Annotated in this window: 14 protein-coding genes and 1 tRNA gene; 5 read left to right on the top strand and 10 right to left on the bottom strand. The window is 60.4% G+C overall.

Going from position 1 to position 12,008, the window contains the following annotated elements:
- The first annotated feature begins 9 nt into the window (after nucleotides 1–9).
- The 3 genes from H2170_05570 (at nucleotide 10) to H2170_05560 (ending at nucleotide 2,723) form a co-directional block, all read left to right on the top strand.
- Nucleotides 10–399, top strand: coding sequence for a GxxExxY protein (locus H2170_05570; GenBank protein ID MCS6299554.1), 390 nt, complete (start codon nucleotides 10–12; stop codon nucleotides 397–399).
- 40 nt (nucleotides 400–439) lie between these two features.
- Nucleotides 440–1,729, top strand: coding sequence for a dihydroorotase (locus tag H2170_05565; protein ID MCS6299553.1), 1,290 nt, complete (start codon nucleotides 440–442; stop codon nucleotides 1,727–1,729).
- Nucleotides 1,730–1,886: 157 nt separating this feature from the next.
- The gene (locus tag H2170_05560; GenBank protein MCS6299552.1) at nucleotides 1,887–2,723 is read left to right on the top strand and encodes a CPBP family intramembrane metalloprotease; all 837 of its coding nucleotides are present in this window, start codon (nucleotides 1,887–1,889) and stop codon (nucleotides 2,721–2,723) included.
- A gap of 182 nt (nucleotides 2,724–2,905) precedes the next feature.
- On the opposite strand, the gene H2170_05555 is transcribed toward H2170_05560, so the two are convergent.
- From H2170_05555 to H2170_05510, 10 genes are all read right to left on the bottom strand, one after another.
- Nucleotides 2,906–3,811 (bottom strand): 1,4-dihydroxy-2-naphthoate polyprenyltransferase, encoded by a 906-nt coding sequence (locus tag H2170_05555; GenBank protein ID MCS6299551.1) that lies wholly within the window; start codon nucleotides 3,809–3,811, stop codon nucleotides 2,906–2,908.
- Between the two features lie 5 nt (nucleotides 3,812–3,816).
- A complete protein-coding gene (locus tag H2170_05550) occupies nucleotides 3,817–4,467 on the bottom strand; it encodes a hypothetical protein (GenBank protein ID MCS6299550.1) in 651 nt (216 codons plus the stop codon).
- A 52-nt stretch (nucleotides 4,468–4,519) separates the two neighbouring features.
- Complete coding sequence (locus H2170_05545) at nucleotides 4,520–5,806, bottom strand: GTP-binding protein (protein MCS6299549.1); 1,287 nt, start codon at nucleotides 5,804–5,806, stop codon at nucleotides 4,520–4,522.
- A 114-nt stretch (nucleotides 5,807–5,920) separates the two neighbouring features.
- Complete coding sequence (locus H2170_05540) at nucleotides 5,921–6,307, bottom strand: GxxExxY protein (GenBank protein ID MCS6299548.1); 387 nt, start codon at nucleotides 6,305–6,307, stop codon at nucleotides 5,921–5,923.
- A gap of 48 nt (nucleotides 6,308–6,355) precedes the next feature.
- Nucleotides 6,356–7,261: a sulfate adenylyltransferase subunit CysD gene (cysD, locus tag H2170_05535; GenBank protein ID MCS6299547.1), complete on the bottom strand. Its 906-nt coding sequence runs from the start codon at nucleotides 7,259–7,261 to the stop codon at nucleotides 6,356–6,358.
- A 6-nt stretch (nucleotides 7,262–7,267) separates the two neighbouring features.
- Nucleotides 7,268–7,888, bottom strand: a complete 621-nt coding sequence (cysC, locus tag H2170_05530; protein MCS6299546.1) for an adenylyl-sulfate kinase — start codon at nucleotides 7,886–7,888, stop codon at nucleotides 7,268–7,270.
- A 73-nt stretch (nucleotides 7,889–7,961) separates the two neighbouring features.
- Nucleotides 7,962–8,786 carry a hypothetical protein gene (locus H2170_05525; protein ID MCS6299545.1) on the bottom strand — a complete coding sequence of 275 codons (825 nt, stop codon included), beginning with the start codon at nucleotides 8,784–8,786 and terminating at the stop codon, nucleotides 7,962–7,964.
- On the bottom strand, nucleotides 8,776–9,624 hold the full coding sequence (locus tag H2170_05520; protein MCS6299544.1) for an ABC transporter permease subunit: 849 nt from the start codon (nucleotides 9,622–9,624) through the stop codon (nucleotides 8,776–8,778). Before H2170_05520 ends, H2170_05525 begins: the two co-directional genes overlap by 11 nt.
- On the bottom strand, nucleotides 9,621–10,514 hold the full coding sequence (locus H2170_05515; protein ID MCS6299543.1) for an ABC transporter ATP-binding protein: 894 nt from the start codon (nucleotides 10,512–10,514) through the stop codon (nucleotides 9,621–9,623). The genes H2170_05520 and H2170_05515 overlap by 4 nt, the downstream gene beginning before the upstream one ends.
- A complete protein-coding gene (locus H2170_05510) occupies nucleotides 10,511–10,786 on the bottom strand; it encodes an acylphosphatase (GenBank protein ID MCS6299542.1) in 276 nt (91 codons plus the stop codon). Before H2170_05510 ends, H2170_05515 begins: the two co-directional genes overlap by 4 nt.
- A 224-nt stretch (nucleotides 10,787–11,010) precedes the next feature.
- Between H2170_05510 and H2170_05505 the strand changes: the two genes are divergently transcribed.
- Nucleotides 11,011–11,718: a hypothetical protein gene (locus H2170_05505; GenBank protein MCS6299541.1), complete on the top strand. Its 708-nt coding sequence runs from the start codon at nucleotides 11,011–11,013 to the stop codon at nucleotides 11,716–11,718.
- 147 nt (nucleotides 11,719–11,865) lie between these two features.
- Nucleotides 11,866–11,957 (top strand) — tRNA-Ser (locus H2170_05500).
- The last annotated feature ends 51 nt before the right edge of the window (nucleotides 11,958–12,008 follow it).

Here is a 12,008-nt window from a genome sequence, read left to right as displayed (position 1 = left end):
AACTGAACCGTGAAATTCGCGCATATTAACCAACTCTGTGACGTCGTCAGGGAAACGAGTTTTGCTCTCCATCGCTACCACCGGCACGGCCACGCTGAGAAAATCTACGAAAACGGTCTTGTCCACCGGCTGCGTAAGCAGGGGCTTAAAGTGCACCAGCAGTACCCGCTTCACGTTTACGATGAGGACGGCACGCTGCTCGGCGAATTTTTTGCCGACCTCTTTATTGAAGACCAACTGATCGTGGAGCTCAAAGCCACGAAGTGTGTGCTCGATGAGCATGTCGCCCAGCTCCTCGGCTACCTCAAATCCAGTCGGGTCGAAACCGGCTTACTCATCAATTTCGGTGCACCTACTCTGCATGTTAAAAAATATCTGATGACCGATCCGGTCGCCTGATTTTTTGTGTCATTTTGTGTTTTTTGTGGCCAACCCTCCTATGCCTTCACTCTGGATTTCCAACGCCCGCGTCATCGATCCCGCCGCCAAGCGCGACTCGGTCGGCGACCTTTTCATTAAAGACGGTAAATTCGTCGCCTCCCTCTCGGCCGCCGAGCTCAAGAAGGCCAAAAAAATCGACGCCAAGGGCCTCGTCGCCTGCCCCGGCTTGGTCGATATCCACGTCCATTTCCGCGAGCCCGGCCAAATGCACAAGGAGACCATCGAGACCGGCTCCCGCGCCGCCGCCGCCGGTGGGTTCACCTCGGTCGTCTGCATGCCCAACACCGCCCCGGTCGCCGACACCGCCGGCACCATTCAGCAAATCAAAGACTCCATCGCCCGCACCGCGTGCATCAAAGTCTATCCTACCGGTTGCATCACCGTCGGTATGAAGGGCCAGGCCCTTGCGCCCATCGGCTCGCTCAAACGAGCCGGCGTCATCGCCATCACCGACGACGGCGACTGCGTCCAGTCCAACGAACTCATGCGCCGGGCCTGCGAGTACGCAAAAATGTGCGACCTGCCGCTCATGGACCACTGCCAGGACCATTCGATGACGGTCGGCGCGGTCATGAACGAAGGCGTGGTGTCGACCCGCCTCGGCCTCAAGGGGTGGCCCAATGCGGCCGAAGACATCATCGTGGCGCGTAATGTCGTGCTCGCGACCTACACCGGTGCGCATATCCACATGCAGCACATCTCCTCGAAAAACTCCGTCGAGATCCTGCGCCGGGCCAAGGCCCGTGGCGTTTCGGTTTCCGCCGAAGCCACCCCGCACCACATCGCGCTCACCGACGAGGCGCTGGGCACCTACGACACGCACTTTAAGATGAACCCGCCGCTGCGCACCGAGGAGGACCGCGTGGCGATCATCGAAGGCCTGCGCGACGGCACCCTCGACATTTTGGCCACCGACCACGCCCCGCACACCGATTACGAAAAGGACAAGGAGTTCGACTACGCCCCCAACGGCATCCTCGGCCTCGAAACCGCGCTGCCCATCTCGCTCGAAATCCTCGTGCGCAAAAACAAGTTCAAGCTGCCCTACGTCATCGATCTGTTGACGCGCAAGCCCGCCAACCTGCTCAAGCTCGAAGCCGGCACGCTCGCCGTCGGCGCTCCCGCCGACGTCTGCCTGTTCGATCCCGACGAGAAGTGGGTGTACGACGCCAAAGCCGGGTTTAGCAAATCCAGCAACAGCCCGTGGCACGGCCAGACCCTGCAAGGCCGCGTGAAAACCACGATCGTCGACGGCAAAGTGGTGTTTAACCACGGCAAGATTTCTTAACGCGCGACTTCGCCCATGCCAGCCTGGAGCGTTTTAACTCAAGCCATAGCCTCACGTGTATCGAAGTAGCGCAGACTTCCAGTCTGCACTCCCTCTCGGAGCAGACTGGAAGTCTGCGCTACTCTTTTATCCCTCAACGCCCGTCTTCTCCTAACTCGTGCTTTCCCTTGTTATTGGTTTGGAAGTGGTGATCTGGTTGGCGGGATTGGTCGCGCTGTGGCGGGTGGTGGCGGCCCGGCGGGTGTTTGCGTCCCCCTCCCTTGCACCCTGGCCGGTGACGGTCGAAGGGTTTGCCCTCGGCGTGCTGCTCACCGTGGGCGGCGCACTTGCGCTTCCGTACTCAGTCACCCATCTCGGCGACCGTTGGCTGGGTGCAGCCGCGCGTGATGGTGCGTGGTGGCAGGCCGTCCAAGCGGCCGCCTTTCAACTCGGTTTGTTGGCGGGTCTGTTCATCGCAGCCCTTTGCTTGCGCTTCAATAAATCCGCCCGGATTTCTGCGTTGGCCGTCCCCCCCGAGGTCTTTCGGCCAGAACCGACGCGTTACCCCGTCGTGGCCGGCGTCACGGTTTTCCTGATCTCCATTCCGGTGATCAACGGTATCGGTTTTTTATGGAAAACACTCGTCGAGGCGCTGGGGTTTTCCGCCGCCGAACAGGACATGGTCGGCCTGTTCCGTGACTGCGACGATCCGGAGCGTTGGCTGTTCATGGTGGCCCTCGCAACCGTGATTGCGCCCTTGACCGAGGAACTGGTTTTCCGCGCCGGACTGTTTCGTTTCCTGCGCAACCGCCTGCCGAGAGGACTCGCCTTAATTATTCCAGCGATGGTTTTTGCTCTTCTCCACGGCAATCTGGTGGCCGTGGTTCCGCTCTGTGCGCTCGGGGCGTTTTTTGCGATCGCCTACGAACAAACCGGCCGCATCAGCGTGCCGATCATCGCCCACGCCTTGTTCAATCTGCACACCATCCTTCTCGTGATGGCTGGGGTGACGTGACCGACCTCTAGCGGCTTCCGCGGCTCATACTAATTAGAGTTCAAGTTGAGGCTTACGGCATCCTTGAGCTCACCCTCAAGGCCACACCCTTCCTGAACAAACTTCCCGTGGCCTTGAGCGTGAGCTCAAGGTGTTTACGCACAGGTATCCGCTTCTTAACTCATCTAGAACGCGAATTGGTATCAGCCCCAGATCAGCCCGATTGATACGATGAGTGCGTAGCCGGCCAAATACAGGCCGGTCGATCCCAAGAGACGAATTAACTCCGCTGGCGTCGTAGCCTGCGCGAGGCGGCGCGATTGACGCCAGCCGATCGCGCTACAGAGCCCCAGGGCGCCGGCCAGAACGAACGGGTTCCAGTCGTCCACGCCGATCGCGAAAATCACCGCCACCCCAAGCGCATGGGCCGCCACAAACTGCGCCCGAGCGAAGCGCCGCCCCAACCGCACCACCAGCGTGCGTTTACCCGCACTCACGTCGGTGTCGGCATCGCGGTAGTTGTTAACCACCAGAATATTGGCGGCGAGCGCGCCGATGCCGCTGCCGATCAGCCAGACGTCGGCCGTGAAGACCTCGGTTTGCACAAAGTAGGTCGCCCCGACCGCTACCAGCCCAAAGAAAACAAAGACGAACACGTCGCCCAGCCCATTGTACCCCAGTGGATACGGGCCGCCGGTATAGGCGTAGCCGCACGCGATACTGGCCAGGCCGATCACCAGCAGCGGCCAGCCGCCGTAGGTCAGCAGCGGCAGTCCGGTCAAAAAGGCGGCGATGAACACCCCGATCATGGCTCGCTTCATCGTGGCGGGGATGATGAGTCCCGCTGCGACGGCCCGGCGCGGGCCGATTCGCGCGGCGGTGTCCGCGCCTTTGATGAAGTCGTAGTAATCGTTGGCGAAATTGGTGCCGATCTGGATGAGCAGGGCGAACGCAAGGCAGAGGATCGCAGCCGGCGCGTTAAAACTCCCATCGCGCCACGCCAACGCCGAAGCCACGACCACCGGGGCGACTGCCGCCGGCAAGGTGCGTGGGCGCGTGGCCTCCAGCCAAACCGAAAAGCGCGTGGAGGAAGTTGCCGGTATCACGATGGGGACTACCGGTTTTTTCGCCGCGACGGTTTATTGAGCTGCACCAGGGGGCGCTTGAGCATGCCGCTTAAAATCAGCGGCAGAATCGCCAGCCCAGCGCTTAATAATTGGTAATCGAACAGCTCTCGCGCTAGTAGGATGCCGAAGGCGATTTGAAAGCTGGCGGCGGCAAAAAGAAAGACTCCTGCACTGGGGATAGCTCGGTTGCAGGTCCAGACCGTTACAAAAGCGAAAAGGGCCGACTGCCAGCCGATGAGTCCAAAACTAAGCCCCAAAATAAAGAAGATCGGGGCGACCAGACGGACGCGCGACTCGAGTCGAATTGCCTGCACCAGCACGGCGATCACGAGCAGGACGCATTTGAGGGCAAAAACCGTGGGCGCGATGCTTTTGGCGGCCCCGAGTTCAACGGCGAAGCAGGCGTAATTAACCGCAACCGCCCCCGCTGCCGCACGGGCCAAATCCACCCAGTTGCGCGCCTTGCCGATTTCAGACGTGAGGCTGATGGAGGCGTCTTGCGCATCGCGCTCCACCACCGGTTGGCCCAGGTTACGCGGGGCCGAACTGCGGATGACTTTTCTGCCGAGCCGTAGCCACTGCCGAGGGAACCAGAGCAGCAGCAGGGCGAAGGGCAGTAACCAATAATTAACGATCATGTAATGGCGAAGCTCAAAGCAGTCTGCACGCCAAGGCGGCAGCCTGGAGTAATCAGAGGATCATGCCGGCGGCGACCGTCGCGTTGGTGAATTCATCAACCAGGATGAAACTCCCCGTGGCGCGGTTGCGTTGATAAGAATCAGCAATGAGCGGCGAGGCGGTGCGCAACAGGATGCGGCCGATGTCGTTCATGCCAATGTCCAGGTCACCTTCGACCTTGTGCAGCGTGCTGATGTTCACCTTGTAGCGCACGGCTTTGATGACCGACTTGGCCTCGCGGGTGGTGTGGCGAATGATGTATTTGCCGTTGGGCACCAGTTTCTTGTCCGAGAACCAGCAGATCATCGCCTCGATGTCTTGGGTGACCTCCGGGGGATTGTTGGCCTTGGTGATGGTGTCGCCACGGGAGACGTCGATCTCGTCTTCGAGCGTCATCACCACCGACATCGGCGCGAAGGCCTCGGTGAGTTCGCCAGACGGGCCGTGGATGGTTTTGATGCGCGAGGTCAGGCCGGAGGGTTGCGAGACGATCGCGTCGCCGGGCTTGAACACCCCGCCCGCCACGCGGCCGGCGAAACCACGGAAATCGTGGTGCTCATCGGTGTTGGGACGGATCACGGTTTGGACCGGGAAGCGCGCGTCGATGTGGTTAACATCGCTGCCGATGTAGACGGTTTCCAGGGTGTAAAGCAGCGCGCTGCCCTGATACCATGGCATCTTGGGCGAGCGATCGACGACGTTGTCGCCGTGCAGAGCCGAGATCGGAATGAACTGGATGTCGGGGATTTCCAGGCGGGATGCGAACTGGGTGTAGGCGGTGACGATCTCGTTGAACCGGGCCTCGGAGTAGTCGACGAGGTCCATCTTGTTGACGCAGACCACCACGTGCGGGATGCGCAGCAGCGAGGCGATGAAGGAGTGGCGGCAGGTTTGCTCGATGACGCCTTTGCGCGCGTCGATCAAGATGATGGCGAGGTTGGCGGTGGAGGCGCCCGTCACCATGTTGCGCGTGTACTGGATGTGGCCGGGTGTGTCGGCGACGATGAACTTGCGGCGCGGGGTGGCAAAATAGCGGTAGGCCACGTCGATGGTGATGCCCTGCTCGCGCTCGGCGCGCAGGCCGTCGGTGAGCAGCGAGAGGTTGAGGTGGTCCTCGCCGCGCTGTTCGGTGGCGCGCTCGATGGCTTCCAGCTGGTCCTCGAAAATCGCCTTGGAGTCGTAAAGCAGGCGGCCGATGAGGGTGGATTTACCGTCGTCAACGCTGCCCGCCGTGGTGAAGCGGAGCAGGTCCATGGCTAGGTAATGCTGGTCGGTGTGCGTGTGGGCAGGAGCGTTCATGCGTTGAAAATTGAAAAAGGGACGGAGTTAACGCAAAGGCGCGAAGGCGCTAAGTCCGCAAAGGATTGGATTTGGGTGGAGATTAACTGGGGGGGGGGGGGGGAACGCGGGAGTTTATAGCCGATTAACCACGCGATGGAGACCGTCTTTCACCAGACGTTCGCCGAAATTGATGACGAGTCCTAACTTCAGCTGAGTGAGTCGAAGATAAGTCAGCATCTGGGATTCAAAGATCGGATTCCATTCGGTGACCGCCTTCGGATCGACGATCACGCGCTTGTTCACGCAGAGATCGAGCCGCAGAGGCGTTGCGAGGACGTGGCCCTTGTAAAAAATAGGGACCGGCTGCTGACGTTCAACGGACAGACCACGGAGCATGAGTTCAAATACGAGGGCTTCCTCATATACGCTCTCCAACAACCCTGGCCCTCCCAGCTCACGGTGCACCTCAATCGCGGATTCCACGATGATGCGACTGAGGGCGTTTTCGTCTAATTCCATGCGGCGTGTCCTTTGCGTCTTCGCGTCTTTGCGTTAAAAATCCGGTTCTCAGAAATAGCCCGCCTTTTTGCGGTCTTCCATTGCGGTTTCGGAGCGCTTGTCGTCGGCGCGGGTGCCACGCTCGGTCTGGCGGGCGGTGGCGACTTCTTGAATGACCGCGGCGAGATCGGCCGCATCCGACTCAACCGCACCGGTGCAGGTGCTGTCGCCCACCGTGCGGTAGCGCACCGTGCGGGTTTCGTACTTTTCGTCACCGATGAGCGTAATGTAGGGCGACTTCGCCAGCAGCACGCCGTTGCGATTCACCACTTCGCGCTGGTGCGTGAAATAGATCGAGGGGATGTCGAGTTTCTCGCGGGCGATGTACTGCCACACGTCCATCTCGGTCCAATTGGAGAGCGGGAACACGCGGAAGTGCTCACCCTGGTTTTTGCGGCCGTTAAACAGGTTCCAAAGCTCGGGGCGCTGGTTTTTAGGGTCCCACTGGCCGAACTCGTCGCGGTGGGAGAAAAACCGCTCCTTGGCGCGGGCTTTTTCCTCGTCGCGGCGTGCGCCACCGAGGCAGGCGTCGTAGCGGAACTCCTCGATCGTATCGAGCAGGGTCACGGTTTGCAGGCCGTTGCGCGAGGGGTTCGGGCCTTTTTCTTCCTGGCAGCGACCAGCCTTGATGGAGTCGGCGACGTAGCGCACCACCAGACGGCTGCCGGTGTCCTTGGCCAACCAATCACGGAATGCGATCGTCTCCTCGAAGTTGTGGCCGGTGTCCACGTGCACGAGCGGGAAGGGGATCTTGGCCGGGGCAAACGCCTTCTGGGCGAGGCGCACCATGACGATGGAATCCTTGCCGCCAGAGAATAACAGGGCGGGGCGCTCAAACTGCGCGGCGACTTCGCGCATGATGAAGATGGCCTCGTGTTCGAGCTGGGCGAGATGCGTAAGGTTGTAGGAACTCATATCGGGTTATTGGAAAGTGATGCGGGGCAAGATGGCGGTGTGCAACTGGTTGAGCGAGTCGGCGGCGGTGCCCGCCTCGGTGTCGATGATCTGGGCCTCGAGGTCTTCTGCGAGCGGCGCCTCGAAGCTCGAGTCGCGTCCGGTGAATTGCTGCACGTTGCCCGCCTTCGCCTTGGCGTAAAGACCTTTGGGGTCGCGCGCCGCGCAGGTGTCGAACGAGGCCGCCACATACACCTCGGAGAAATCGTCCGCCCCGATGATCGTGCGCGCCAACTGGCGGTGGGCGCGTTGCGGGGTGATAAACGCCGCGATCACCACCACGCCGGCCTGTACAAAGAGTTTCGCCACTTCCGCGATGCGACGGATGTTTTCAGCCCGATCCGCGTCGGTGAACCCGAGATCACGGTTGAGCCCGCTGCGGACGTTGTCGCCATCAAGCAAGTGGGTGGTGAAACCCTCGGCGTGGAGGCGGCGCTCCAAGGCGATCGCGAGGGTGCTCTTGCCCGACCCGGACAAACCATACAACCAGATCACCCGGCCGCGTTGTTTCAACTTGGCCTCTTTGTCCGCCCGTCCGAGGACGCGGTCGAAAATGGGATAGAGGTTGTCGGGCGTGGAGGCAGCCATATGTTTAGTAAACTGATGAACTTTTGAAAGTAGGCGGTTCGGCGCAAGAGAAAAGCCTGCGAGCCCGGTTAAATCAGGGGTTAAACCTTTGTTCTTCAGGAAGATTTAATTCCGCTTCGAGCTCACGAATGCGCGCTAGGACCAGCGGGGCCATGGCGGACTCCACCGTGAATTCGCTGATCCCGCGGGCCCGATCCACGGTTTTGGGGAGCTTCGTGTAGGTCTGTTTCAGCCAATCGTAGGCTTCTTGGTTGCGGCCGAGTTTGCGCAACAATTCAGCATAAATCCGTCCGGCATAAAAGGGCCCGTCGGGACGAAGCGCAGCGCGGCGGTAGGCCTCGGCGGCGTTGGCTTTGTCCTTGAGGCGGTTGAGGTAAACATTGGCGACTTCCACGTGCAGCAGCGCGGAATCCGGGTGGTGGTTAAACGCCTCGTTGAGGTACTTCAGCGCAACGTTGGCCTGCTCCTCGTCGATCAGGCGCTGCTTGGCCTGCGGCACGGCGTTGTAGCCGCCGGCGTCGACGATGCGCCAATTGGGCATGTCGTAGGCGATCATACGCGAGCCGTTAAGCCAAAAAAACAGCGGGCGCGGATCGATGGCGGTGACCAATTTGATGAACGTCTGCGTGGCCGGCAGGTTGCGGTCTTCCCACTCCGTGTGGGTTTGAATCCAAAAAAAGTCCGCCGCGATCGCGCGGAAGCCGCCGAGCAGTCCCACGGTGACGCCCTGGCCGAGCGCGCCCTGGAGCGAGTCCAGTTTTAGTGCCGGTTGCCGAGCGCGCACCCACTCCCACGCCGGCGCTTCCAACGGGCGCACCGCCAGGCCGGTCACGGCCAACACGGCGACGACCACGAACCCGGTTAACAGCGGGCGAAGGCGCGCGAGGTTAAATTTCACGTTGGCTGAAACTGTAAACCGCCAGGGCACCAAACACTACGATGTAGGTGAGTGCATAGCCGCCCACCCGCACAAACACGAGGGGATCGATCGCTTGGCCGATACCGATTTGGTCGGCCAAATTAAAGACCTGGAAATTCGGGAACACGTAGCCGAGTCCCTGCACCAGTAGGCGCAGGGGCAGGGCGGTCACGTGGCTGTAGGCGTCGCGCGCCAGGTACTGCAGGTGGCAGATCACCAGCATAAAAAAACCCATGACCACGGTGTAGAGGTTGGTGTTGGAGAAACTCGCCACCAGCAGCGTGATCGCCGCGAGTACGCCGAATTTTAGCCATTGCAGCACGCCCATCATCAGCAGGTCGCCGTAATGAATCAGCCGGCCCGCCTCAAACGCCTCCGGATTGGCGTCCATGAGCGCGGTCTCGCGGTTGTAGATCAGCGCCAGCAACAGGCCCGTCGTGAGCGCGCAAAACACGCCGACCACCGCGAACACGCCCAGAAGTTTCCCGAAGATGAATTCCGTGCGCCAGATCGGCTTGGCCAAAAGGGTCAACGCGGTGCGGTTTTCGATCTCGCTGAAAAACAGCTGGGCGGTGGCGGCGATCGTCAGGGTGGAGCCAAAAAATACCATCGCGCCGAAGCCAAAGTCGGCGATGAACTTCAGCTCCGAGGAGCCGAAGTTGAACTCGCGAAATAGCTGGGCGCTCGCAACCAGCGCGACCGCTAGCAGGAGCAGGAAGTTAAATAGCTTCTGGCGCACGGCCTCCAGGAAGGTGTTGCCGGCCACGATACCGAGGCGGCCGAAGGAAAACGGCACGCTGCGCGTCGCGGTGCTCATGCCTGGCCTCCGTTCTTGGGGCCGCGGGCGACCTTGCTCAGGAAAAGCTGGTCGAGGCGGGTGCGCGGTTGCTCCACGGCGCTGAGCGTATGTCCGCGCGCCGCCAGCCAACCGCGCAACTCCGCCAACTCCGCCGGCGGCAGCGCGTCGACGATCAGCGCCTGTTGGTCCTGACGGCCGACCAGCTCGGTGACCGCCCCTTCGAGGATTAGTTTTCCGCGGTCAAGGATGGCGACGCGGTCGCAGATGTCCTCGATCTGCGCCAACAGATGCGAGGTGATCAGCACGGTTTTGCCCTGGGTTTTAAGTTTTAAAATGAGCTCGGAAATCTCCGCCGAGCCGACTGGGTCGACGCCGGCGGTGGGCTCATCGAGGATAATCAGGCGCGGGTCATGCACGAGTGCTTGGGCCAGGCCGATGCGTTGCAACATGCCCTTCGAGTAGGTTCCGACGCGGCGGTGGGCGGCGGCGCTCAGTCCAACCCAGTCGATGACCTCGCGCACCCGGTCCGCGAGTCGGGCCTTCGGTACGCCACAAATCCGCCCGTAAAAACGCACCAGCTCGGTGCCGCTTAAGTAGCGATAGAAATAGGGTGCCTCGGGCAGGTAGCCGACGTTGAGGCGCGAATCGACCCGGCCGCTGGGCACGCCAAACACCTGGCATTCGCCCACCGTGGGTTCGAGCAGACCGAGGATGATTTTGATGGTGGTGCTTTTGCCGGAGCCGTTGGGGCCGAGCAGGCCGAAAACCTGGCCCTCGGGCACGGAGAGCTTGAGGTTGTCCACCGCGCGCAATTTTACGCCGCGCAGATTAAGCGAAAAGTCCTTCGTCAGGCCGGTGATCGTGATCGCGGCCTGGGGCAGGGCAGGGGGCACGGGGGCGGCGGTCATTGAATGCAAAAATCTTGGTATTGGGCCGGGCCCTGAGAGGAGCTGCGCTCCACCTTACGGATGTAGCCGTGCATGCGCTCTTCTAGAACGATGAGGAAGGCGTTGATCTCCTTGGGGGCGCCCTCGACTTCGAGCAGCACGCGGCCATCGGCCAGATTGCTGACGCGCCCCGTCAGCTCGAATTCCTTGGCGACGGACAGGGTGGTGTAGCGAAAGCCCACGCCCTGGACATGCCCTGAGAAGTAAACGGTCTCGTGATGTACGTCAGCCATGGGATAAAGATGGCAAAAAATAGCGGTTCGATCGGAGCGGATTCAATCTGCAAAGTGAACCGCACGAAATTCATGGGTTAAACGCAAAGTGCGCTCTTTTGGTTTAAGGAGCGCTGAGCTCCAGCTCGGAAAGGGGGCGGCGCTCTTTGCAAAAGTGGAATTTGCTTTGCGTTTTTGGGGCATTGGAACAGCCTCCAAATCCAAGGTCCTCGGACCCCAAAAAAATGAGCAAATCCGAATCCAACGGCCCCTCCGACAACGAGTGGGATGATCGTGGAGAGCTCGCATGGAATGAATTTGACTGGGAAAAGTACCTGCGCGCCCAAGACGACGTGATTCATCGCTACCTCGCCTATTACGAGCAGCTTAATGGCAAGGAAGACCGCATTGACGAAACCGCTCATTTGATGGGTTGGGATGAAGACGCTTGGAGTTCGGACGTCACCGACGACGATTCCGACGACGACTTGGATGAAGAGGATTTGGACGCGGTTGCCACGGGTGAGATCGATGATGGCGCGGACGATCCCTACACGCTTCACAAGAACCCGATTTTTATCTCCACGAAGGCGATTTATCTGAGTCTTAAGCGTGGATGGGAGCAGATTGCCCACACCAGCGCCAAAGTCCCCCAGTCGCTGGCGATCGACGTACATGCCTCGATTTACCGGGGCGAGGAGCAAGCCATGTTGGCGATTCAGGCCCTCGACTTTGGTGATTATGCGATGGCGATCAGCCTGTTTAAGCGCTCGATGGCCGAGCTCAATCGCACCTTTGCTTTGCTGAACACGGCTGCGGCCGGCAAGCAGGCAGCGGTGGTGAAATTCAGGGCTGATGCCCAGCCGCGTTTGTTTGACCTGCGCGAGATCTGGCTGCGGGTGATGAGCGAGTGCCGTGATGCGATCGAGCGCCCGGACGACGACGAAAGCTGATTTCGGCGGGTGCGAGAAGGGGCTGAGGGCGCGGGATGGACAGGGATCCTCGGAGACAAAACGGGGTAAGTTGCAGGTTGCGGATAAACGCTAGAGAAAGACCTTGCACTTTGCGTTGGGCACCTTTGGTTTTCGCTTCTGCTTAACGGAGAGGTGGCTGAGTGGTCGAAAGCAGCGCTTTGCTAAAGCGCCGTAGGTGTAAAAGCCTACCGGGGGTTCGAATCCCCCCCCCTCCGCCAGTTAAGCCGCTACTAATTAGCGGTTTAATAAAACGAGCTGACTAGGTTGTC

Origin of the sequence: Opitutus sp. (assembly GCA_024998815.1) — a bacterium.
GTDB lineage: Bacteria > Verrucomicrobiota > Verrucomicrobiia > Opitutales > Opitutaceae > Rariglobus.
Note: the sequence above shows the minus strand (reverse complement) of the source record. Positions and strands in the feature narration are given on the sequence as shown.

Coding starts and splice junctions, on each gene's coding strand:
- H2170_05540 (MCS6299548.1), bottom strand. CDS start 6,307: ATGGAATTAGACGAAAACGCCCTCAGTCGCATCATCGTGGAATCCGCG.
- H2170_05505 (MCS6299541.1), top strand. CDS start 11,011: ATGAGCAAATCCGAATCCAACGGCCCCTCCGACAACGAGTGGGATGAT.
- cysC (MCS6299546.1), bottom strand. CDS start 7,888: ATGGCTGCCTCCACGCCCGACAACCTCTATCCCATTTTCGACCGCGTC.
- cysD (MCS6299547.1), bottom strand. CDS start 7,261: ATGAGTTCCTACAACCTTACGCATCTCGCCCAGCTCGAACACGAGGCC.
- H2170_05520 (MCS6299544.1), bottom strand. CDS start 9,624: ATGAGCACCGCGACGCGCAGCGTGCCGTTTTCCTTCGGCCGCCTCGGT.
- H2170_05515 (MCS6299543.1), bottom strand. CDS start 10,514: ATGACCGCCGCCCCCGTGCCCCCTGCCCTGCCCCAGGCCGCGATCACG.
- H2170_05545 (MCS6299549.1), bottom strand. CDS start 5,806: ATGAACGCTCCTGCCCACACGCACACCGACCAGCATTACCTAGCCATG.
- H2170_05510 (MCS6299542.1), bottom strand. CDS start 10,786: ATGGCTGACGTACATCACGAGACCGTTTACTTCTCAGGGCATGTCCAG.
- H2170_05550 (MCS6299550.1), bottom strand. CDS start 4,467: ATGATCGTTAATTATTGGTTACTGCCCTTCGCCCTGCTGCTGCTCTGG.
- H2170_05565 (MCS6299553.1), top strand. CDS start 440: ATGCCTTCACTCTGGATTTCCAACGCCCGCGTCATCGATCCCGCCGCC.